21 protein-coding genes are annotated in these 21,772 nt (G+C 52.7%); 5 read left to right on the top strand and 16 right to left on the bottom strand.

The genetic code is table 11. The features are described 5' to 3' along the window. The first annotated feature begins 29 nt into the window (after positions 1-29). A complete protein-coding gene (locus AMM48_RS15620) occupies positions 30-713 on the top strand; it encodes a thermonuclease family protein (RefSeq protein WP_102784792.1) in 684 nt (227 codons plus the stop codon). Positions 714-812: 99 nt separating this feature from the next. On the opposite strand, the gene AMM48_RS15615 is transcribed toward AMM48_RS15620, so the two are convergent. Genes AMM48_RS15615 through AMM48_RS15600 form a run of 4 tightly spaced genes read right to left on the bottom strand, consistent with a single transcriptional unit; the run spans position 813 to position 3,825 of the window. Then, positions 813-1,508 carry a COQ9 family protein gene (locus AMM48_RS15615; RefSeq protein WP_102784791.1) on the bottom strand — a complete coding sequence of 232 codons (696 nt, stop codon included), beginning with the start codon at positions 1,506-1,508 and terminating at the stop codon, positions 813-815. A 10-nt stretch (positions 1,509-1,518) separates the two neighbouring features. Beyond that, positions 1,519-2,106: a peptide deformylase gene (def, locus tag AMM48_RS15610; RefSeq protein ID WP_102784790.1), complete on the bottom strand. Its 588-nt coding sequence runs from the start codon at positions 2,104-2,106 to the stop codon at positions 1,519-1,521. Positions 2,107-2,162: 56 nt separating this feature from the next. Then, on the bottom strand, positions 2,163-3,395 hold the full coding sequence (locus AMM48_RS15605; protein ID WP_102784789.1) for a biotin/lipoyl-binding protein: 1,233 nt from the start codon (positions 3,393-3,395) through the stop codon (positions 2,163-2,165). Then, the gene (locus tag AMM48_RS15600) at positions 3,388-3,825 is read right to left on the bottom strand and encodes a hypothetical protein (RefSeq protein WP_102784788.1); all 438 of its coding nucleotides are present in this window, start codon (positions 3,823-3,825) and stop codon (positions 3,388-3,390) included. Before AMM48_RS15600 ends, AMM48_RS15605 begins: the two co-directional genes overlap by 8 nt. 368 nt (positions 3,826-4,193) lie before the next feature. On the opposite strand from AMM48_RS15600, the gene rpsU reads away from it, so the two are divergent. From rpsU to AMM48_RS15580, 3 genes are all read left to right on the top strand, one after another. Further along, a complete protein-coding gene (gene rpsU, locus AMM48_RS15590; protein ID WP_007091098.1) occupies positions 4,194-4,397 on the top strand; it encodes a 30S ribosomal protein S21 in 204 nt (67 codons plus the stop codon). A gap of 230 nt (positions 4,398-4,627) precedes the next feature. After that, positions 4,628-5,020 (top strand): hypothetical protein, encoded by a 393-nt coding sequence (locus AMM48_RS15585; protein ID WP_102784786.1) that lies wholly within the window; start codon positions 4,628-4,630, stop codon positions 5,018-5,020. 86 nt (positions 5,021-5,106) lie between these two features. Beyond that, the gene (locus tag AMM48_RS15580) at positions 5,107-6,531 is read left to right on the top strand and encodes a PepSY domain-containing protein (protein ID WP_102784785.1); all 1,425 of its coding nucleotides are present in this window, start codon (positions 5,107-5,109) and stop codon (positions 6,529-6,531) included. A 59-nt stretch (positions 6,532-6,590) separates the two neighbouring features. On the opposite strand, the gene AMM48_RS15575 is transcribed toward AMM48_RS15580, so the two are convergent. The 12 genes from AMM48_RS15575 to AMM48_RS15515 all read right to left on the bottom strand — a co-directional run bounded on the left by AMM48_RS15575 (position 6,591) and on the right by AMM48_RS15515 (position 19,503). Further along, positions 6,591-7,250: an amino acid ABC transporter permease gene (locus tag AMM48_RS15575; RefSeq protein ID WP_102784784.1), complete on the bottom strand. Its 660-nt coding sequence runs from the start codon at positions 7,248-7,250 to the stop codon at positions 6,591-6,593. Continuing rightward, positions 7,247-7,981 (bottom strand): amino acid ABC transporter ATP-binding protein, encoded by a 735-nt coding sequence (locus AMM48_RS15570; protein WP_102784783.1) that lies wholly within the window; start codon positions 7,979-7,981, stop codon positions 7,247-7,249. The genes AMM48_RS15575 and AMM48_RS15570 overlap by 4 nt, the downstream gene beginning before the upstream one ends. Further along, on the bottom strand, positions 7,981-8,652 hold the full coding sequence (locus tag AMM48_RS15565) for an amino acid ABC transporter permease (RefSeq protein WP_101299911.1): 672 nt from the start codon (positions 8,650-8,652) through the stop codon (positions 7,981-7,983). The genes AMM48_RS15570 and AMM48_RS15565 overlap by 1 nt, the downstream gene beginning before the upstream one ends. A 78-nt stretch (positions 8,653-8,730) precedes the next feature. Further along, the gene (locus tag AMM48_RS15560) at positions 8,731-9,567 is read right to left on the bottom strand and encodes a transporter substrate-binding domain-containing protein (protein ID WP_102784782.1); all 837 of its coding nucleotides are present in this window, start codon (positions 9,565-9,567) and stop codon (positions 8,731-8,733) included. 541 nt (positions 9,568-10,108) lie between these two features. Beyond that, entirely contained in the window at positions 10,109-10,873 is a 765-nt protein-coding gene (locus AMM48_RS15555; RefSeq protein ID WP_102784812.1) for an SDR family oxidoreductase, read from the bottom strand. Positions 10,874-10,994: 121 nt separating this feature from the next. Beyond that, positions 10,995-11,543, bottom strand: a complete 549-nt coding sequence (locus AMM48_RS15550; protein ID WP_244271255.1) for a hypothetical protein — start codon at positions 11,541-11,543, stop codon at positions 10,995-10,997. A gap of 184 nt (positions 11,544-11,727) precedes the next feature. Continuing rightward, positions 11,728-12,579, bottom strand: a complete 852-nt coding sequence (locus AMM48_RS15545) for a hypothetical protein (protein WP_102784780.1) — start codon at positions 12,577-12,579, stop codon at positions 11,728-11,730. 38 nt (positions 12,580-12,617) lie between these two features. Beyond that, positions 12,618-14,015, bottom strand: a complete 1,398-nt coding sequence (locus tag AMM48_RS15540) for an NAD(P)(+) transhydrogenase (Re/Si-specific) subunit beta (protein ID WP_102784779.1) — start codon at positions 14,013-14,015, stop codon at positions 12,618-12,620. Positions 14,016-14,027: 12 nt separating this feature from the next. Further along, positions 14,028-14,459, bottom strand: a complete 432-nt coding sequence (locus AMM48_RS15535) for an NAD(P) transhydrogenase subunit alpha (protein ID WP_022733102.1) — start codon at positions 14,457-14,459, stop codon at positions 14,028-14,030. Continuing rightward, a complete protein-coding gene (locus AMM48_RS15530) occupies positions 14,452-15,615 on the bottom strand; it encodes a Re/Si-specific NAD(P)(+) transhydrogenase subunit alpha (protein WP_102784778.1) in 1,164 nt (387 codons plus the stop codon). Before AMM48_RS15530 ends, AMM48_RS15535 begins: the two co-directional genes overlap by 8 nt. 740 nt (positions 15,616-16,355) lie before the next feature. Continuing rightward, the gene (locus AMM48_RS15520) at positions 16,356-17,726 is read right to left on the bottom strand and encodes an AarF/UbiB family protein (protein ID WP_102784776.1); all 1,371 of its coding nucleotides are present in this window, start codon (positions 17,724-17,726) and stop codon (positions 16,356-16,358) included. A gap of 1 nt (position 17,727) precedes the next feature. After that, entirely contained in the window at positions 17,728-19,503 is a 1,776-nt protein-coding gene (locus tag AMM48_RS15515) for a M3 family oligoendopeptidase (RefSeq protein ID WP_102784775.1), read from the bottom strand. Positions 19,504-19,949: 446 nt separating this feature from the next. Between AMM48_RS15515 and AMM48_RS15510 the strand changes: the two genes are divergently transcribed. Next, positions 19,950-21,770 carry a long-chain fatty acid--CoA ligase gene (locus AMM48_RS15510; protein ID WP_102784774.1) on the top strand — a complete coding sequence of 607 codons (1,821 nt, stop codon included), beginning with the start codon at positions 19,950-19,952 and terminating at the stop codon, positions 21,768-21,770. Positions 21,771-21,772: the final 2 nt, after the last annotated feature.

Here is a 21,772-nt window from a genome sequence, read left to right as displayed (position 1 = left end):
GGCAGGAAACTCTTTTCGGATAGAACGTCATGAAGAAAATTCTGTTCATTGCCTTGGTAACGCTTGGCCTCCTTGCCATCCAAAGCCATCAAACCCATGCGGTTGCCGCCCCCGGCGCGGCAGGCTTCCCCGAAGTGGTCGAAGGCGACAAGCTGCGGTTTGGCAACATGATTGTCGAACTGTTTGGCATTCGCGCCCCACGTACCGGCATGATCTGCCGGGCGGGCAGCATTGAATTCCAATGCGGTGCCGCCGCAACACAAGCCTTGACCCGTATCATCGAAAACTATGCTGTAAAATGTCAGCAGGTTTCCGACGTACAACTGTTTCCGATGCTGACCGAATGCACGATGGGTCGCAGTGACCTCAACCGTCTGTTGCTCCGTGCCGGATGGGCTCTGGTTGATATGGCAAGCTGCGACAGCAACCCGACCTGCCCGACCTATTTGCGCGATCAGGCCTTTGCCAAGGAAAACCGCAAAGGCATGTGGATGGGCAACCCGCCCCACGAACTGGTCGCCCTTGCCGCCAAACCCACGGCCAGAGAAATTCAGACCGAGGACGATGCAGCCAATCGCAACAAAGATGCCAAGGATGCTGACACCCAACAGCATTTCTTCAAATCGCCGTTTGGCATTGACCTTGCCGCCGACCTGAAAAGAGCCAACGAACCGGATCGCACACTTCTAAGCTTCCTTGACCCGACGTCCTAACAGGACGGACGACCGGCCCAAGAGTTTCCTGTGCTAAAATCAAAAACGCCACCGCGCTTTATGCCGGTGGCGTTTTGTTTAGGGTCTGTAGCCTTGCAGTTACCCGCCGAACTGACGGCGAACCCGTCCCGGGGTCGGCATGCAGCGTGCAAGCTTTACACCAAGCTTTAACGGTGCAGCGGCAAATTGCCCGGCCTTGCTGATCTTGCCGGTGATTTTCGGGATTTGCATCACATTGCCAATACGACGATCCAGAAATGCCCAACTGTCGCTGTGACCTTCGGACGTGTCATCCAGCCAATAAGCAAGGGTTGAGCCATAGACACCCGCAAGCAACATTCGCTTGGTGTACCAATTGTGGTCGGTCGATGTATCGCCCGCCGCAATCCACATTTTATCAACCGTGCCGTGGGTCAGCTTAAGCCCCTTGGCCACATTCTGTGGCAGGGCCGTCCAGGCAACGGCGGCACGCACGGCGTCTTTGTGATTTTCAACCAGATCAAGACGCGTTTTAACTGCAACGGCAATCCGCTCACGAATTTTCATTTGATCAAGTTCAAGCGCGTCAAGGGCATCGACCATCTTGCGGTCGGTCATCTCGACATAGGTTACAATGGCTTGCCCCGTCCCCTTGGGCAACAGACGGTCAATCTCGCCCGGTGCAAGGTCAAGGTCCTCGGCCCCGGCGATCAACGCCTGTTTGGTCCAACCATCAAAAGGCACATGTTCCAATGCGGCTTCGACCAATTCTTCGCGCTGGGCGCGCAGTCGGGACATGCTTTCGGAAACGGTCATTTATGCCTCCTTAAGGTTCATCAGGGTGTGCCACCACATCATCTGATGCCGCAGCTTGCCTGAAGGTGGTTTCAGGCGGGTATTCGCGTAATTCTTCGTTAAATCCAAGCAACGTCATGTCTTCTATACGTTCAGGATACATTACACCGATCAAATGATCATATTCGTGTTGAACCACGCGCGCATGAAAACCACCGGCGATGCGTTCAACCTCATCGCCCTTCTCATTTAACCCGCGGTAACGGATTTTGTTCCAACGCGGCACAACGCCCTGCAATCCGGGAATGGACAAACACCCTTCCCAACCATCAACGATTTCATCGCCAATCGGCTCGATTTCCGGGTTAATCAGAACGCTAACTGGCACTTCACCGTCATCGGGATCATCGCTTTTGCGTAAACTCGGCACGAAATAGACCATGATCGCCTTGGACACAAACACCTGCGGTGCCGCAAGGCCAACGCCCCCGGCATCCTTCATGGTTTCCTTCATATCCACAATCAGACGCTGAATTTCAGGGTCATGCGGGTCTTCTACCCGATCTGCGACAGCGCGCAAAACCGGGTGGCCCATCCGGGCAATTTTAAGGATCGACATATCTCTATATCCAACCAAAATTGCCCGGCTGTAAAGCCCCTATGCGCCTCGCGATCCTAATGCCCGGTAAGAACCAGTGTCTGGACCGGCCACAGAAGTGCCTGAATACGCAGCAACAAGGCATGCACGACCCCAACCGTTTGGACCATATGCAGGAACATCCAGCGCCCCGCACCAATTTCCGGATCTTCAAGTTGATCATGGGTATTGGTATAGGCATTGGCAACGCACTGGCTGCCCCACGGCACATCCTTGATCTGCTCAGGGTAAAGCGGCACCATCTTGGCCAGAAACGTTCCCGGCGCGCCGCGTTCGGTTATATCAAGCAACCTGTCGGTCGGTCGGAACTGACCGGCAGCAATGACCGGCTGCACGCTTGAGAACACCATCGGAATGACTTCAAATGGCAGCGAAGCACATGTCATTTCCGCAAGTCCGCCGACTTTGACAACTTGTGCCGATACCTGCTGGAAGCCTGCCTGAAACACCACTTCCTTGGGCTTGTCGGGGATCAGGATGCCCGCCGGACGCAATAACGGGTTCACCACATCCCCAATTTGCAATGCAAACTGCTGTACGGTGCCATCAACACCGGCACGAACAACTGTTTTGCCCAGCGCCACCTGTGCTGCACGCAAGGATGCCTCTGCACTTGAAAGCTGGGCGGGCAACAGGGTTTCCATTTTGGTCTGAACGGCGTTAACACTCGCCTTTGCCGAATTCACCCCACCCTGTCGTGTCGTCAACGCGACTTCAAGCCGTTCGACCTCGCGCCGGGAAACCGCGTTTGTGCCACGCGACAAAAGATCCGCCTTCACCGACAGTTCCTCGCGAACCTGCTCATAGGCACCTTGTGCCTGTTCCAGATTCCCTTGCGCCACTGCAAGATCGGCCTCGGTGACCGCCATCTGGGCACGGATTTGTTCGACTTCTTGCTGGGCCATTTCGACTGATTCTGTTTCTGCGCGGTCATCAAGCCGGAACAACGGTTCGCCCGATTTTACCCGGCGATCATTATCGACATATATTTCAACCACCCGACCGTTCTTTTCGGGCAGGATTGTCAACGTCCTGAAGAATGACCCGACGTTGTGACTTGATGGGTGAAAATAGAAAATCAGCGTGATCAGCGACAGCGTCAGAATCGCACATCCGGTGATGCCATAGCGCAACTCATACCAGACGGAAAACAACGTGATTTCTTTGCCGATACGTTTGCCCTGACGATACCGGCGCACCAGATAATCCGGCAGGATGGTAAACATTGAACACAGAAGAAGCTCAAACATCTTTTGGGTTCTCCTGCTGGGTCATATCGGGGGTTACGGATGCCTCCGTCACGGGCTCGTGCCGGGTCGAGTCGCCAAACTCGCCCTTGTTCCTTGCAATTGTTTTCAAGGAATCTGCAATTGCCTGAATTGGGGAAATAAAGTCGGGGAACCGGACAACCGCAAGAACCAGTGCTGCCACCCAGAAAACACCGTTATGGGTAAACAGCGCCAAAAGGGTCAGAACACCGATCAACTGTATCTGCGTGTGATTGGCGTGATGCGCCAGTTTCTCAGGCAAGGCATGCAAGGTCAGATAGAACGCGCCAAGCGCAAACACCGCCAAAACCACAAACCATGCGATACCGTGGAACAGAATATCTGTTTCCCCCGGTGCTGTAATAAAGAAAGGCGCATGCGCAATTGCCGCCTCCCGCAGACTGTTTTCCATCGTCTAATCCCCAACCAAAACGCGGACAGACCCCACCGGGACCCTATTTGCAGGATGCCCTGCCTGCTTACCAATCCATTGATATATTGAATTTTGTTAGACCATTATAACCACTTTTGGGATATTTATTATCCATTAAATTCCCGTTTGAGGTGGAAACAGGAGACTGCCTCTCAAATGCGATATCCATGCCTTGGCGTTTTGCACCCATTGGCCGAATAAACGCCCAAGGCGAATATCCTCTTCCCTCTTTTCTTTTTGGCCGGTTTGAACTATATACAGCCCACGGTCATGTTGACCGTAAATCCAACCGGTAGGCATTCCGCCTTTCCGGGTGTTTTTGTTTTTTTGAAAGGAGCGTGGTTTCCGTGCAGGTAATCGTTCGCGACAACAATGTCGATCAGGCTCTGAAAGCCCTTAAGAAAAAGATGCAGCGTGAGGGCATTTTCCGTGAGATGAAACTCCGTCGTCACTTTGAAAAGCCGTCGGAGAAGAAAGCTCGCGAAGGGGCGGAAGCAGTCCGTCGTTCCCGCAAGCTGGAGCGTAAGCGCATCGAGCGTGAAGGCTTCTAGTCTTCTTTTTCACTTTCGGGGTTCCTCGAACGTGATACTGCATGGTCGAATTTAGCTTGCTAAGTTCGGACCCGTGCGCCAAGCCCGCCTCGGAGCAATCCAGGCGGGTTTGGTTTTTCTACGGTCCATTTTTGCAAACATGACAATTGTCATGGCAAACCTGTTTGAAACCTTTCAGAGCTTCGGCGCGTAGCTGTCATTACACGATGACAATGACCGGGGAACACTTCATGTCTTCATTGCGATCACAGGCACATATCGGGATCCGCATTTTATGCGTGATCGCGCTGATGCTTGTCGGTTTTTCGCATAAGCTGGCATCCTTTGGAACGCTTCCCCAAAACACGCAAGCCAGCCTGACAAGCTATGCCCTCCCCGATGGCACATTGCCGATCTTATGCCTTGGCGGACAGGCGGCCGATCCCGATAATGACCGTGGGATGCTTGATACTTGTGAGTTTTGCCGGATCGCCGCATCGGTCGCCCTGCCGGATAATCCGCAGTTGCCCGAACCAGTTGAGTTCGTCTCACGTGCACTCGCGCATTTGCCCGCCCGTGTTGAACGGCACGCAACCACCTATGACACGCCAGCCGTCCCCCGCGCGCCACCCGTTATCATCTGATCTGCCCCAATCGCACGTTTTGCACGCCGCTTATCTGGCACAGCAATACCGTGCTTTACGCATTTTCGATGATACAGGTGAACTTGATGACAACCCATCCCGCACAGTCGGCGGATGCGCCTCAGCGCGACCGCGAAAACCGTACGTTAACCCGTAAATTCTATATGGCTGCATGGCGCTGGCATTTTTATGCCGGGCTTTATGTTGTGCCGTTCCTCCTCATGCTGGCGATCACCGGCCTGACGATGATGTATTTCAATGTCATTGAAACCCGGTTTGGCGACCGCATTCTTGCCTCCGACGGTCCGCACCAAAGCCTTCAGATACAGGCCGATGCTGCGGCCTCCTCCCTGCCCGATGCCACGGTCAGCCAATATATCGCCCCGATCGAAGATGATCTTGCCACCATGTTTCTGGTCGATAGTGGCGGCAAGCAGCATGTCGTCACGGTCGATCCCGTCACAACCGACATCCGCGAAACCATCATCACCGATGACAGCTGGTTTTACTGGGCCAATGGCATTCACGGCGAACTTCTGATGGGCGATCTTGGCGACCGATTGATCGAAATTGCCGCCGGGCTTGGCATTATCCTGATCGTAACCGGGCTTTACATGTGGTGGCCGCGCGACGGCAAACGGTTTGCATCTGTTCTTTGGCCAGATTTCCGCGCAACCCGCCGGACTTTCTGGAAAGAACTGCATGTCACAAGCGGCTTTTACATCTCGGTCATTTTGTTCTTCTTTTTGATTTCCGGCCTGTCATGGGCGGGCATCTGGGGTGGTCAGTTTGTTCAGGCCTGGCGCACTTTTCCCGCCGAAAAATGGGATAATGTCCCGCTATCTGATGACATTCACGCCGATATGAACCACGGAGTTTTGCATGATGCACCCTGGGGACTTGAACAAACACCAATGCCTGCATCGGGATCAGATGCCGGGATCACCGGCCTTGCCGATGGCACACCGGTTAATCTTGATACCGTGACCGCCTTTGCGCGCAGCATCGGCTTTGTTGGCCAATTCCGCGTTAATCTGCCGCAGGGTGAAAATGGTGTTTACACCCTCTCGGCCGACACCATGAGCGGCGACAGCGTCTCGCCCACCGGCGACCGCACCATCCATGTTGACCAATACACCGGCAAGGTTCTGGCCAATGTTGGCTTTGCTGATTATTCACTGGGGGCCAAAAGCATGGCAGTTGGTATTGCCCTGCATCAAGGCGATCTTGGCTGGTGGAACGTGATTGCCAACACACTATTTTGCCTGACCGTGATTTTCCTGTGCATCAGCGGCATTGTCATGTGGTGGCAGCGCCGCCCGGCATCCGGCAGTCTACACCTGTCACCCCCGCCCCTTCCCAATAACCTACCACTTTGGAAAGGTGCAGTATTTATGATGTTAGCGCTATCATTAGCCTTCCCGCTGACCGGCATCACGCTGGTCACAGTTCTGGCACTTGATGTTCTAATCGTCTCAAACGTGCCGGTTCTTAAGCGCGCCTTTGGCTAAACCGTTTTAAGCCCCGCCCGACATATGTCGGGCGGGTATTTTGCGTTTAGCAACCTCTGTTAAAGTCCCGGAACAGAAACCCGCTTTTCGACAAACAGCAAAACCTGTGCGACCACACTGGTCATGACCACATAGATTGCTGCGATCAATAAAAAGACCTCGAAAAACTGGAACGTTTCATAGCCAATCTTTTCAGCACGGGCGGTAATTTCGGTCACCCCGATGGCATAGGCGATAGAGGTATATTTCAGCTCTAAAATCGCTTCATTCGACCACTGCGGGATAACCCGGCGCAATGCCTGCGGCAAAATGATGTTTTTAAAACCCTGAAACTGCCCCATGCCAAGTGCACGGGCCGCTGCCATCTGCCCGATTGGGACAGAGCGCACAGCCCCCCGGAAGTATTCCGCCTGATATGCTGCTGTATTCAGACCGATGGCAATGATTGCGGCAGTAAGCGGGTCAAAGACAATACCGATTTCGGGCAAGCCCAGATAGATGAACAACATCTGGACCAGCATCGGGGTGCCGCGAAATATCTCTACATAAATCGTGGCTGCCAAATAGATCGGGCGACTGCCATAAATGCGCGCCCACGCCAGAACAAGCCCCAATGCCGCGCCAATAACCATGGCCGACGCCCAAAGTCCCAACGTGGTGGGAATCCCTTGGAGCACATAGGGCAAATGTTCAATTGCAAAATCGAACCACTCGCTCATTCATGGCCTCCGTGCTCTATCACGTTCAAGAACGCACGCGTTCGATCTTGCTTGGGGGCTTCAAAAATCTGTGACGGCGGCCCTTGTTCAATGATTTTGCCACCTTCCATGAAGATGATTTCATCGGCTGCCTGACGGGCAAACCCGATTTCGTGGCTTACAACCAGCATCGTCATCCCTTCAGATGCCAACTTGTTCATCACTGAAACCACTTCGCCGGTCAATTCCGGGTCAAGCGCACTGGTCGGTTCATCAAACAAGATCAGCTTGGGCTCCATCGCAAGCGCACGCGCGATCGAGGCACGCTGCTGCTGCCCACCAGAAAGTTCAGCCGGATACGCATCCGCACGATCAGAAAGTCCGACACGATCCAGTTCCTGATAGGCAAGATCAAGGGCGGCCTTTTTATCAAAACCACGTAATTTACGCGGCCCGATTGCGACATTGTCCACCGCACGCAAATGGGTAAACAAATTGAAATCCTGAAACACAAACGCAACCTTTTGACGCATGGCATTCAGGTTCTTTGGCGTAAGTTCTTCGCCGTCGACAAAGACATGCCCCTTATCAGGCTCCGTCAAATGATTGATGCACCGAAGAAGGGTCGATTTCCCCGTGCCCGATGGCCCCATAATAACCTTGGATTGCCCCGGCTCCATATCAAAGGAAACGCCCTTGAGTATTTCCGCATCGCCATAACTTTTATGAATACTTTCAACGCGCAACAACATCAGGCGTCTCCTCTGTGTTCAAAGCCCGGAAGAGCAAGACGGTTCTCAAGCCGGTATAGGGCCCAGTTGCCTGCGCGATTGACGATGAAATACATCAACGCAACCACCGCAAAAACGATCAGGATGTTTCCCTGCGTATTGGAAATGATGTATTTCGCCTGACGGGTCAGTTCGACAACACCGATGACATAGGCAAGCGATGTCGCCTTGAGTTCACTGGAAAATTCGTTGGTCCACGGCCCGATGGACATGCGCAGTGCCTGCGGCAGGACAATGTCACGTATCGCCTGAAACTTGTTCATGCCCATCGCGCGCGCCGCCATCATCTGTCCTTGGGGAACAGACAGGAATGCCCCCCGAAAAATCTGCGACTGATACGCTGCGGACCGAAGGCCCAAAGCAAGAACAGCCGCCATGAATGATCCCATTTCAATGAAATCGGTGACGCCATAGTAAAACAGCAACAGCAACACAATGGCCGGAATGCCACGGAAAATACGTTCAAACACCGTACATGGAATGCGCAACGTCCAGTGCCCGTAGACTTCCGCAACCGACAGCAGCAACCCCAGAACAAGCCCCAATGACAACAGGCAAACAAGCAACGCAATTGCCACGGACAAGCCGTGCACCAGATAGGGCATCTGGCTCAATATTGTTTCGAAAATCATGATTTATGCCCACAGGAACAAAAAATTAGGCCGTATCGCAACAGCCAAGGCGGCTGCAGCGATACGGCCCGAAATCAGCTACTTCGAGTAACCGGGAATATCGCCCTGATAGGTATCGACATAATCAGGCATCGAGGTCGGAATATCGCGAATGGAAGACTGCGGCGCATATTTATGGACAATTTCCGCCCATTTACCGGATTTATAAATGTTCATAATCCCGGCATTGATTTTGCCCAAAAGTTCCTTCGGATCACCTTTTTCAACAGCAAGTGCCTGCGGCTGGTTCTGTTGAATGGTCCCGGCGATTTTGACCGGGCGCCCTTTGGCGATGAAGTCCTCGGCGGTATCGGTCGAGGTCACAACAGCGTCCAGACGCCCCGCAAGCATATCTTCAATGGCGGTGACATAGTCCTCATAGCCACGCAGGGTCACATCGACGTCGTCATTGGACGCCAGATTGTCTTCAAGCCATTTAAACTGGGTTGCACCCCCCTGCGCACCAACCGTCGCGCCACAGCACATTGCGGTAATCAGGTTTTTGTCGGAATCCTTGGGCACAAGAATTTCGTCGTCATTTTCCCACCACGGAATGGTGAAATCAAGCGCATCGGCGCGTTCCGGCGTCACGTTAAGCCCGGTGACCAAAAGGTCAATACGCCCTTTAACAAGGGCCGGAATCAACGACGGCCATGGCAAATCCTTGAACTCAACGTCCATGCCCTGATCTTCGGCGATGGCACGCATGGCATCAATCGCAATGCCTTTATACTCGCCACTCTCGACATAGGCCCACGGCGGGAAAGCGGCTTCAACACCCGCGGTCAGGGTTTCAGCCTGCGCTGCGTTTGACCCAAAGGATGCTAGGGCAAGCATCGCGGCAGCCGGGATCAGTTTCCCAAATCTATTTTTCATATATGCCTCCTGATTAGATAATTGCTGCTATGGGCCTTGTCTGTTCACAGGTGATTTCCCCAAAATCCCAGTACAAACATCAAGCACCAACAGCAAAGTTTTTGAAACATACTTACGAAATAAAACAATGTCGAATCTAAATGGCGCAATGTGAAAATACATACCAACAATTACTTACAAGACATAAACTCAAAAAAAGATGAGTTAAATTTGTCAACTCATCTAAAAAACTACACCTTTAATATCAATCAACACTTTTATTTATTTACAGTTCAACCTTAAAATCAATTTACGCCTCACATTACCTTGTTTGTATCATGACAAAAATTATCCTTCATTGTCTCCGGCAATCCAGAGCTCGACATGCCGTGCTTCAAGCATTTCCGATGACAAAGGTAAACTTGATGAAGGCCTTGTTAGCGGGCATCACAGGCCATTATTGGCAATTGGTACTCTAATCACCTCAAACGTGCCGGTTCTCAAATGCGCTCTTGGCTAATAAAAAGAACCCCGCCCGAAAATCAGGGCAGGGTCCTGTCCTTTACGCCGCCTTGCAGATCGACGTGCCGCCATCGACAAGCATTGCCGATCCGGTCACAAAGCTTGAAGCATCCGACGCCAGAAACAGGGCTGCCTTGGCAATCTCGGATGGATCCGCAATACGGCCCAAAGCATGGAACTTCTCAACCATCGCACGGGTTTCCGGATCACTGGTAAAGCTTGCCGCCATCGGCGTATCGGTCCCGCCCGGCACCAGTGCGTTGACCCGGATATTGGCCCCGCCGTGCTCCACCGCCAGACATTGCGCCATCCCCAGCAACCCCATCTTACTGGCGGCATAGGCCGTCATGCCGGGCATTCCAATGGTATGCCCGACAAAAGTCGATGTGAAAATCACCGATCCACCGCCCCGCTTGGCAATCTCGGGCAGCTGATATTTCGCGCCGAACATTGCCGATGTCAGATTGGCACGCAGCGTCTTGTCCCAGTCATCAACCGTAATATCATCAAGCGATCCAAGCGTTCCCAGCCGCCCGGCATTGTTAAACCCGACATCAAGCCCGCCATATTCCCCAACAGCAGCATTGACCAGTGCCTTGGCGTAAGCTTCGTCACAAACATCACCCGCCAGACCAAAGGCCTCGCCACCGGCACCGACGATTTCCGCGACAACCTGATCAAGCCGGTCCGCACCACGTGCGCCCAGCACAAGCTTGGCACCTTCGGATGCAAACAGTTTTGCCGACGCAGCACCGATGCCGCTGCTGGCCCCGGTGATGATGACAATCTTATCTTGAAGTAACATGATTTTTCCAATCCATCTGGCAGCGGGCATATGATCAACCCGGTGCGGTTCACGATGGAAAGAAAGATATGACGCCCCCGAAATAGCCGCTCGCCAGTTTCGGACCTGACGTTTTTATCGCTTAGTTCCCGCCGATCCAACTTCTGACTTGCCCCAAGACAGACGCCTTTTCCCCAATCGGCTCAGGCTTGGGTTCGCTTCGAACAAGAAGGCCAAACTGGGTGCGATAAACGGTATAGACCGCATCTTCGGAAATGTCGGTGAAGGTCGAACTGCCGTATTGGGCATCCATCAAAAAGGGCAGCTTTACCAGCAGATACCCAAAATCAAACCCACCGTCAAAACCCAGTTCATATGCGATATGCGGCTGGGTATTTTCGCGTTCGATATCGCTATACCGGCCTTCAAACCGCACCAGCTTATAGCGCGCGTCCATACCCAGAATATTGGCCCACGGCTGAAGCTTCATGAACGCAGCATCAATGCGCCATTGGTCCCCGTAAAGCTTATAGGTCCCGTCAACATCCGTATGCGGGGAGCTCAAATGCGCGATGAATTCTTCGTCGGCAACCGGTTCAAAATACAGCGACGCAATCGGCTTTTCATCGGTCAGGCGCGTATAGGTCAGAATGGTTAGTGCTACAGAACCGGCTAAGGCCACTGACAACACCACAACCAAAAGCAAAGAAACCCTCACTAGTCGAAACATCAAACTTGCCGATTTTTGTTCTAATATACCAACATCGATTGATGTTTAGCCGACTGAGCAGGCGAAAAAAAGGCGACCCACAGGAGATCATCTTCACTTTCTCTGATAGAGAGCCACACTAGAAAAGTGTGTGTCGGGTTTATCCCTAGTTGTTCCGGAAATCTAAATTGGGCCAATGTGTATATTCTGCAAGCTCTGCTTTTAGTTGAGAAAATTCATTATCAAAAACGATCAACAAAGCGGTCATTACACTTAGGTAATCTAATATTACACTGTTTTTTTTATCAATTTTATCCACCTCATCGTAGACAATTTTCCCCTCAGAAGGGTCAAAGTTATGTCCAACTATCGATGAGCAGAAATTTGGATGACAAAACTCAGACAAGAAGTCGTATTTATCCCGCAAGTCCAATTTTTCTTTTTGTTCATTTAGCCTTGGGAAGTACTTCTCTGACTTTTCCACATAGTACAAAACATTTATCGGATTTGGAGCATAAGAAAACATTTCGTGTGATGCACCTATGGTCGCTTTCAACAGTTTTTCGTAGAGGCTTTTATAAGCAGTATTTCCATCCAAAAATGATCGAACAACCGCACAATAGTACCCAATCTGGCAAGTACTCTCCATGTGCGCCCTAGTTATCAATGCCAAACCCAGAACATTTTCACTTTCAATCATGTGAAATCCGCCGCGGGTTAGAGAAACCACTCTTCGCAGCGCGTTTTGCCTCATCATTGAGCAGTTCTGTAGAATTATGGACTTACTGCAATGACTACCTTTTGGTCTAAAAGTGACGACAGCTTCGCATCTGTCAGAGGCTTCAAGGTAATGTTCTAACATCGCCTCAAACACTTCTGAGCACCCGATACGGTCAGCAACCTCTTTGGCTTTTTCGAACAATACTCTCACCACTTTGGAAAGGCGTTTTTGGGAACTGCGAGCAACAAAAATCAATTTACGCTGAAAAACGAAGAAAACAAAAAAAGGCGGCCCCAATGGAGCCGCCTTTTGCCTTCACAAACCAGACGGTTCGATCAGTCATCAAGATGCATGACGATTTCTTCGCACATCTTTTTGGCATCCCCAAACAGCATCATCGTGTTGTCCTTAAAGAACAATTCGTTCTGAATGCCGGCATATCCAGCAGACATGCCACGTTTGATGAACAGCACGGTTTTGGCTTTTTCGACCTCAAGGATCGGCATGCCAAAGATCGGGCTGGCCGGATCGGTTTTGGCCGCCGGGTTGGTGATGTCATTCGCACCGATGACAAACGCCACGTCCGCAGACCCGAAATCACGGTTGATTTCGTCCATCTCCATGACGTCCTCGTACGGCACATTTGCCTCAGCCAGCAGCACGTTCATGTGACCCGGCATACGTCCGGCCACCGGATGAATGGCGTAACGGACTTTGACACCTTCGGCCTTAAGGATATCAGCCATTTCACGCAGTGCATGCTGTGCCTGTGCGACCGCCATGCCATAGCCCGGCACAATGATCACACTTGATGCATTTTTCATGATGAAGGATGCATCATCAGCCGACCCGGATTTAACCGGACGATCCGCATCCCCGCCTGCAACGGCGGCACTTTCGCCTTCGGCACCAAAGCCGCCAAAGATGACATTAAAGATCGAGCGGTTCATGCCCTTACACATGATGTAGGACAGGATCGCACCCGATGCACCCACCAGCGCGCCGGTGATGATCAGGGCATTGTTCTGAAGCGTAAAGCCGATGCCACATGCTGCCCAACCCGAATAGGAGTTCAGCATGGAAACAACAACCGGCATGTCCGCCCCGCCAATCGGAATGATCAGCGTGATGCCCAGAACAAGTGCTAATGCCACCAGTATCCAGAACGCCATATGGCTTTCGGTCGTGACCAGAATGATGCCAAAGACAACAATCGCAATCCCGATGGCAAGGTTCAGCATATGTTGCCCGGTAAAGCGCACGGGCGTTCCCGAAACAATACCTTGTAGCTTGCCAAAGGCGACAAGCGAGCCGGTAAAGGTGATCGCACCAATCGCAACACCCAGCCCCATTTCAATCAGGCTGGCCGCACCGATATTGCCCGCTGTACCAAGGCCATAGGCGCCCGGCGAATACAGTGCCGCACCGGCGACAAACACCGCCGCCAGACCAACAAGCGAGTGAAAGGCCGCCACCAGTTGCGGCAAGGCCGTCATTTTGATCTTGAGCGCGATCACAGTACCGATCGAGCCGCCAATCAGAATGCCGACGATAATGGTGGTGTAAGACAGCACTTGGGGCGACGCCAGCGTGGTCGCAATGGCAATTGCCATCCCCACCATGCCAAGGATGTTGCCCGTACGTGCAGAGTCAGGTGACGACAGCCCGCGCAATGACAGGATGAAGCAGACCGAGGCCACCAGATACAGGAAAGCCGATAGGTTTTCCGACATTGTGTGTTCCCCCTACTTCTTTTTCTTGAACATTTGCAGCATGCGCTGCGCAACGATGAAGCCGCCAAAGATGTTCACGGACGCCAACACCACGGCGAGGAAGCCCATGACCTTTGACAGGTTCATGTCAACCGGACCGGACGCCAGAAGCGCGCCGACAATGATCACCGATGAAATCGCATTGGTCACCGCCATCAAGGGCGAATGAAGGGCCGGGGTGACTTTCCACACAACGTAATAGCCGACAAAACAGGCCAGTACGAAAACGGTCAACCCCATCACGGTCGGGCTGACACCCGATCCTTGAACAGTGGTTGTGACCGTCATTGCCGCATCACCCGCACCATTGGCCAATTTATCGGCCAGTTGTGCAGCCTGTTCGGCCAGTCCAAGGGCTGCATCGCGCAGCTCGTTTGCATTCTGGGTAACGGATTGATCAGCCATTTGCGACCGCCTCCCCACCGAATTTCGGGTGAACAATCTTTCCATCATGGGTCAGGCGGGTTTCGGCAATGATCTGATCTTCGCCGTTAAACACTAATGCGCCCTTCTCCGTATCAACGGAAAGCGTGATGAAATTCAAAAGGTTCTTGGCATACATCGCGGTTGCATCGGTTGCGACCGCACTTGTGATGTTTTCCGAACCAATCAGCTTGACCCCGTTGGCCGTCGTGATGGTCTGACCAAGTTTAACCCCGGCGACATTGCCACCGCGTTCGGCCGCCAGATCAATGATCACCGAACCCGGCTTCATGCCTGCGACCATGTCGGCCGTGACAATTTCCGGGGCCGGACGGCCGGGAATAAGGGCGGTGGTAATGACGATATCGGTTTTCGCCAGAACCTCTTTAAGCTTATCGGCCTGCTTTTTCTTGTAGTCGTCCGACATTTCCTTGGCATAGCCGCCCGATGTTTCGGCAGCGTCCGCTTCGTCGTCTTCGACTTCAATAAATGTCCCGCCAAGCGACTGGACCTGTTCCTTGACCGCCGGGCGCACATCAAATGCCGACACCACGGCACCAAGGCGCTTGGCGGTTGCAATCGCCTGCAAACCGGCAACACCGGCCCCAACCACAAGAACACGCGCCGGGGCAAGTGTCCCGGCTGCTGTCATCATCATCGGATAAATGCGGCCAAACTGATGGGCGGCCTCCAGCACGGCGCGATAGCCCGCAAGGTTCGATTGCGATGACAGAACATCCATCGACTGCGCACGCGAAATACGCGGCATCAGTTCCATGGAATAGCCATCAACACCGGCCTTGGCCATCGCATCAAGCAGCTCTTTGCGATCAAACGGCTCAAGCAGGGCCACAACCGCGGCCCCCTTTTTATAGGCGGTCAATTCGTTGGTTTTGCCGTCAATGACAGGTGGACGTACCTTAAAGATAACGTCGGCATCCTTGACGGTGGTTTTCATTGTTTTGGCAATGGTTGCCCCGGCATCGACAAATCGATCATCCGGTATGGCGGCATCTATTCCGGCGCCAGCCTCAATTGCAACGTCAAACCCCAGTGATTTCAGCTTCTTGACTGTCTCTGGCGTGACGGCAACGCGCTTCTCTCCGGGCCATATTTCCTTTGGAACGGCCAGTTTCATCGCGTTCGACCTCCTTCCCTAAATCATATGATAAGCATGGTGTTTTTTATTATTTACGGTGTGATCGATATCAGGACATCACAGTGCGCCCTGTTTGCATCCGATTACAAGCTTCCCTTGCCAAGTAAAGAACCAGAAAAGAAAAAGGCGGTTCTTCCAGCTTACGCAGAAGAAACCGCCCACTTTCCCACCACGCATTCCAAGGCGATAAAGCCTTGGCGACATGTCAGGTCCCACCCGTCATCGGTGCTCAGGACAAACAATCAATGACGCCCTGCCATGTCTGCGTTGAAAGCAAGATGCGATTTCCGACCGATAACCTCAATATCAAAAAACGACGAAAAAGCACTTTAACCGAAATTAAGTTTAATCATTTTCACGCGATTAATGTGCGATTAACCGCACAGTTTATTTCCACTGTGGAACAGGTCTTTGAACCCATACTCACACAATAGATCCTTGATATTGGGCAGTTTCCCTCATTTTACCCCCACGCGGTAAGTGAACATTATCTTACAAAAGAACGCAGAAGTCTGCATCAATAAGCACGATAACAACTCTAACGGAACGCGCAATAAGGCAAAAGGTTCTCGAAAAAAAATGCCGCAGGCTTCAAACCCGGCGGCATTTTCAAATAATATTAAGTGGCTTTGGGGGAAACATCCGGCAGTGATATCGCGATTCCGGCACGTTTCTGAGAGAATCGCCACGCGCCCACCACCAACCGTTTGCGCCTTTACTTATGGGCGTTCCAGCCCAACCGACTGAAGTGCAGCATCCTGATTGGCTGCAAGCTTGGCCGGATCAAAATCCCCGACAAGATCATGGAACAGCTGATACCAGTTCACATGCGCATCAAGGCGCAAAAATACCGCACCAAGCCCCACGGCGGCCCGATCCACCAGAACAAACTCACGCGGCGGCTTTACCCCGCCAACGGCTTTAAGTTCCTTATGAACTTTTGCCGCGACCTCCGCGCCATAGGCGACCGAGTTGGTTTCACCCATTTTGCGTTTGCGATCATCCAAAATCGGCCCATAGACAAAACTGGCCCAGATGTTGAGCACATCAATCAATTCACGCGACGGATTTTCAAAGCCCCAGCTTTCATAAGCCGAAACCGCCTTGTCCTCATCCCCGTCACGCAATGCCTCATAAAGGGTCAGCACCGCGTGCACGAAATCGGGTTTAAAAATGCGGATACAGCCGAAATCAAGAAGGTTCACCGACCGATCTTCGCGCAACGTATAATTGCCCAAATGCGGATCACCATGGATCACGCCATACCGATAAAACGGCACATACCATGCGCGGAACATATTAAGGGCCACCTGATTGCGCGCATCCTGATCGGCATCACTATCAAGGAAACTTTGGAATTTCTGCCCGGTTTGCCAGGTCATGGTCAGCAACCGACTGGTGGTAAGTTCATCCACCGGTTCGGGCACATGCACCGCATTTTCATCAGCCAGCATGTGGCGATACAGCCGCATGTGTTTTGCTTCGCGCTTGTAATCAAGCTCTTCGCGCAGGCGGGCGGAAAGTTCTTCCTGAATATTTTGCGCATCAATCGCACTGTCGTAGCGCTTATAGATCGCAAAGGCGGCACGAAGCTGTTTGAGGTCGGCCTCCACGGTGGCGGACATATCAGGATATTGCAGCTTGCACGCAACCGCGCGCCCATCGGGCAAGGTTGCCTTATGCACTTGGCCAAGGGACGCGGCCGCCACCGCCTCGCGGCTAAAATCGGTAAAGCTTGATTGCCATCCCGCACCCAATTCGCTGCGCATCCGGCGTTTGACAAACAGCCACCCCATGCTGGGTGCGTCGGCCTGAAGAGTTGCCAAGGCCTGGGTATATTCCTTGGGAAGCGCATCGGGGATGGTTGACAGGATTTGTGCAACCTTCATCAACGGCCCCTTAAGCCCGCCCAGTGCAGATGTCAGTTCGGCGGCGTATTTGGCATGATCAACGTCGCCGCCGAACACTTTCCCGGTGGCAAGGCGCGCGGCCAGCTTGCTGGCCGACGCCCCCACCCGTGCGTAACGACGAACCCGTCCGCCAAATCGATTTTCTTCATTTGGCGCGGTATAATCGTCGTCGTTACTCATATCAGGAAAGCTCCTCCAGCTCGTCGATCATGCGTTTGATCATGTTAAGCCCGCGCTGCCAGAAGGCCGGATCAGATGCATCCAGACCAAACGGTGCGAGAAGTTCTTTATGGCGCTTGGTGCCGCCGGCTTTCAGCATATCAAGGTATTTCTGCTGGAAACCGTCTTCGGCATTTTCATAAACGTCATAAAGCGAATTGACCAAACAATCGCCAAACGCATAGGCGTAAACGTAAAACGGTGAATGGATGAAGTGCGGAATATAGGACCAGTAATATTTGTACTCGTCCTCATAGCGGATCGCATCACCCAGACTTTCATGCTGTACGGCAATCCAGATGTCGCAGATCTCATCAACCGTCAATTCACCTTCACGGCGTTTTTCATGGACGCGTTTTTCAAACTCAAAGAACGCAATCTGACGCACGACCGTGTTGAGCATATCCTCAACCTTACCCGCCAGCATGATGCGCTTCATCTTCGGATCGGTTTCTGCGCGCAACATCGACTGGAACGTCAGCATTTCACCAAACACCGATGCGGTTTCCGCCAGTGTCAGCGGCGTATCAGACAGGAAATACCCCTGCTCACCAGCCAGAACCTGATGCACGCCATGGCCCAATTCATGGGCCAGCGTCATCACATCACGGGTTTTCCCGTGATAGTTCAACAGCAAATAAGGATGGGCAGATGGCACGGTTGGGTGGGCAAAGGCGCCCGATGATTTCCCTGCACGCGGCGGCACATCAATCCATGGATTATCAAAGAATTTCTGACCAACCTCGGCCAGTTCCGGCGAAAATTCGCCGTATGCCTTAAGCACGGTCGAACGCGCAGTATCCCAGTCAATCTGACGATCATCATCATCGGGAAGCGGTGCATTACGATCCCAGTAATCAAGCTGATCGACACCAAACCATTTGGCTTTCAGACGGTAATACCGATGCGACAGGTCCGCATGGCTGTCTTTCACCGCGGTATTAAGCGCATCGACGACTTCGTCTTCGACCTGATTGGCCAGATTGCGCGATGACACCGGGGTGGCAAACTTGCGCAGGCGATCATCAATTTCCTTATCTTTGGCAAGGGTATTGGTGACATGCGCCAGAAGTTTGATGTTTTTGCCCAAAACATCGCCAATGGATTTCGCCGCAGCTTTACGCTCCTCAACCTTGGTGGAGGACAGCATATTGGCGACATCTGACATGGTCAGCTCTTCGCCGTTGATCGGGAACCGCAGTTCGGCCATGGTTTGATCAAACAGGCGCACCCATGCGGCCGACCCGGCCACACGGCGTTCATGCAAAACCTGCTCGACCTCATCTGAAAGCTGATGCGGGCGGAATGCACGGTTTTCATCCAAAAACGGACGGTACCGACGAAGTTCTTCGCTTTGGGCGTATTTGGCGTCAAGCGATGCGTCGTCGATGCGGTTGATCTCAAGCCCGAAGAACAAGGTCAGGCTGGAAATGCCGGTCATTTCTTCTTGAACCGACTGATAGAACTGACCAATTGCCGCATCCGAGCTATCCCCGGCATACAGCAACTGCGCATATGACCCGATCTTGCCGCAAATTTCGCTGACGGCTTCATATTCGGCGATGGCTGTCATCAGCTCATCCCCGGTCAGATCATTCAATTTGCCCTGAAAGCTTTTCTGGAACGCTTGCGAGCGGGACTTGGCATCATCAAGATCGCGCCGGATGGCCGGGTCTTTCGGATCGTTATAGAGATCAGTCAGATCCCAGGTCGGCAAATTCTTGTTGATCGCGTTCATTTGTCCTCCAGACGGTCGGCGTTATGTATCTTATGCGCTGCATCTTATGGGTTGGGCAGGCCGATGCGCAACGATCATATATGACGCGCATGCGGCCTGTGCCAGTCCCTATGCTCAGACCAGTCGTTATATCCGGCCTTGTCTTGTTGCTGAACATATAAGTCATGATGCGGGCTGCAACCAAGATCACACCTCCGATTGCCCAAATCGGTGTATTATTTCTGCACGCCAGATCACAAGATTGCGATTTCATGACAGGGATTGTCATTTTCCGGCTGCGAAACGACTTAATCCCTGATAACAAAAAGAAGATGGATTGCGCCTGTAGATTTCGCCGCTACATCGTGCGCATGCCGCCATGATCTCTCTCACGCGGATCACGTATCAAGTGACTTGAAATCCATCTGATGCGATAAATAGAAACGAAAACAAGGCAAGGAAACGTCATGACAAGCCTGCAGGATTATGCCAACTGGCAGAACTTGCCCTCGATGTTTTTCGAAAAAGCCCAGACATACGGCGATGCGCCGTTTCTGTGGACCAAGGATAGCGAGACAGGGGAATTTGTCGCGACCTCATGGGCGGAGGCCGCCGATCAGGTGCGCGCACTGGCCCGGTCGCTCTATGACATTGGGGTGCGCAGTGGCGACCGTGTTTTGCTGGTGTCGGAAAACCGCACCGAATGGGGCATTGCCGACCTTGCCGTGATGTGTGTCGGCGCCATGACTGTTCCGGCCTATACCACCAATACCGAGCGCGACCACTTGCACGCGATCGAAGACAGTGGTGCGGCGATTGCCATCATTTCGACCAAAAAACTGGCCCAACCCTTTTTGCATGCCGCCCTTGATAGCGGGCGCTGCCGTCATGCGATCATGATGGAAGAATGGGGCCAAAGCTTTGTCGGCGATATCACCATCACCCGCTGGAGCGACGTCATCGCCAAGGGCCGTGGCCTTTCACATGATATTGACGAATGGGTTGCCAACATCAAACGCGATGATCTGGCCTGCCTGATCTATACATCGGGCACCGGTGGCGCGCCCAAGGGCGTGATGCTGTCGCACGGGGCGATCATATCAAACTGTATGGGCGCGTTTGATATCATTGAAACGCTTGGCATCGGCGAAGAAGTATTTCTGTCATTCCTGCCGCTGTCACATTCCTATGAACATACTGCCGGGCTATATTTCCCGATCAGTATCGGTGCTCAGATTTACTACGCCGAAGGCATCGACAAGCTTGCCGCCAACCTGACCGAAGTCCGCCCGACCATCATGACGGCTGTGCCGCGTCTTTATGAGATGCTCTATCAACGCATGAGCCGCATGGTCGAAAAGGAAGGCGGCATCAAACAAAAACTGTTTGAACTGACCCTTCGCCTTGGTCGCAAAACCTACGAAGGTGAGCATCTTGGCCTGATTGAAAAGCTCCAGAACTTTGCCTGCGAGATTTTGCTGCGCCGGAAACTGCGTCAGCGTTTTGGCGGCCGGATCAAGGCCATGGTATCGGGTGGCGGGCCGCTGAATTACGAACTGGGTGTTTTGTTTGTATCGTGCGGCATTCGCATCCTGCAAGGATACGGTCAGACCGAGTTTGCCCCGGTTGTGTCGTGCAACCGTGCCGAAAACAACAAACTGCGAACGGTCGGGCCGCCGATGGTCGGAGCCGAAGTGCGCATTGCCGATGATGGTGAAATCCTTCTGCGCGGCGAAAGCATGATGAAGGGATACTGGAACCTGCCCGACGTGACCGCCGCGACGATTGTTGATGGCTGGATTCAGACAGGCGACATTGGCAAGTTCGATGAACAGGGCAGCCTGATGATCACCGACCGGAAGAAAGACATCATCGTCAATTCCGGCGGTGACAATATTTCGCCGCAGCGGATCGAAGGCCTGATGACCTTGGAAACCGAGATTTCCCAAGCCATGGTCTACGGCGATGACAAACCGTATCTGGTGGCGGTGATCTGGCCGGACGAAGATTTCATGCGCGAATTTGCCCGTGACAATTCGATCAACAATGACATTGACGAACTGTCGCAGAATGACACGTTCCGCAAAATTATCCGCTCCGCGATTGACCGGGTGAATACCCGCCTGTCGACGATTGAAAAAGTGCGCAGCTTTATGTTCGCCGAGGCCGCCTTTGGCATCGACAACGAAATGCTCACACCATCAATGAAAATTCGCCGTCATAAAATCCGCGATGCCTATGGCCAGCAGCTTGACGGGCTGTATCAACGCAAACGCAAAGGGCAGTAACC

Origin of the sequence: Thalassospira sp. GB04J01 (assembly GCF_000751115.1) — a bacterium.
In the GTDB taxonomy this organism is placed as follows: domain Bacteria; phylum Pseudomonadota; class Alphaproteobacteria; order Rhodospirillales; family Thalassospiraceae; genus Thalassospira; species Thalassospira lucentensis.
The sequence above is the reverse complement of the archived record's forward strand: the minus strand, read 5'-3'. Positions and strand labels throughout refer to the sequence as shown.

Bases quoted from the DNA above. Each gene is read 5' to 3' on its own strand.
- AMM48_RS15620 (WP_102784792.1), top strand. From the start codon at position 30: ATGAAGAAAATTCTGTTCATTGCCTTGGTAACGCTTGGCCTCCTTGCC.
- AMM48_RS15615 (WP_102784791.1), bottom strand. From the start codon at position 1,508: ATGACCGTTTCCGAAAGCATGTCCCGACTGCGCGCCCAGCGCGAAGAA.
- def (WP_102784790.1), bottom strand. From the start codon at position 2,106: ATGTCGATCCTTAAAATTGCCCGGATGGGCCACCCGGTTTTGCGCGCT.
- AMM48_RS15605 (WP_102784789.1), bottom strand. From the start codon at position 3,395: ATGTTTGAGCTTCTTCTGTGTTCAATGTTTACCATCCTGCCGGATTAT.
- AMM48_RS15600 (WP_102784788.1), bottom strand. From the start codon at position 3,825: ATGGAAAACAGTCTGCGGGAGGCGGCAATTGCGCATGCGCCTTTCTTT.
- AMM48_RS15585 (WP_102784786.1), top strand. From the start codon at position 4,628: ATGTCTTCATTGCGATCACAGGCACATATCGGGATCCGCATTTTATGC.
- AMM48_RS15580 (WP_102784785.1), top strand. From the start codon at position 5,107: ATGACAACCCATCCCGCACAGTCGGCGGATGCGCCTCAGCGCGACCGC.
- AMM48_RS15575 (WP_102784784.1), bottom strand. From the start codon at position 7,250: ATGAGCGAGTGGTTCGATTTTGCAATTGAACATTTGCCCTATGTGCTC.
- AMM48_RS15570 (WP_102784783.1), bottom strand. From the start codon at position 7,981: ATGTTGTTGCGCGTTGAAAGTATTCATAAAAGTTATGGCGATGCGGAA.
- AMM48_RS15565 (WP_101299911.1), bottom strand. From the start codon at position 8,652: ATGATTTTCGAAACAATATTGAGCCAGATGCCCTATCTGGTGCACGGC.
- AMM48_RS15560 (WP_102784782.1), bottom strand. From the start codon at position 9,567: ATGAAAAATAGATTTGGGAAACTGATCCCGGCTGCCGCGATGCTTGCC.
- AMM48_RS15555 (WP_102784812.1), bottom strand. From the start codon at position 10,873: ATGTTACTTCAAGATAAGATTGTCATCATCACCGGGGCCAGCAGCGGC.
- AMM48_RS15540 (WP_102784779.1), bottom strand. From the start codon at position 14,015: ATGTCGGAAAACCTATCGGCTTTCCTGTATCTGGTGGCCTCGGTCTGC.
- AMM48_RS15535 (WP_022733102.1), bottom strand. From the start codon at position 14,459: ATGGCTGATCAATCCGTTACCCAGAATGCAAACGAGCTGCGCGATGCA.
- AMM48_RS15530 (WP_102784778.1), bottom strand. From the start codon at position 15,615: ATGAAACTGGCCGTTCCAAAGGAAATATGGCCCGGAGAGAAGCGCGTT.
- AMM48_RS15520 (WP_102784776.1), bottom strand. From the start codon at position 17,726: ATGAGTAACGACGACGATTATACCGCGCCAAATGAAGAAAATCGATTT.
- AMM48_RS15515 (WP_102784775.1), bottom strand. From the start codon at position 19,503: ATGAACGCGATCAACAAGAATTTGCCGACCTGGGATCTGACTGATCTC.
- AMM48_RS15510 (WP_102784774.1), top strand. From the start codon at position 19,950: ATGACAAGCCTGCAGGATTATGCCAACTGGCAGAACTTGCCCTCGATG.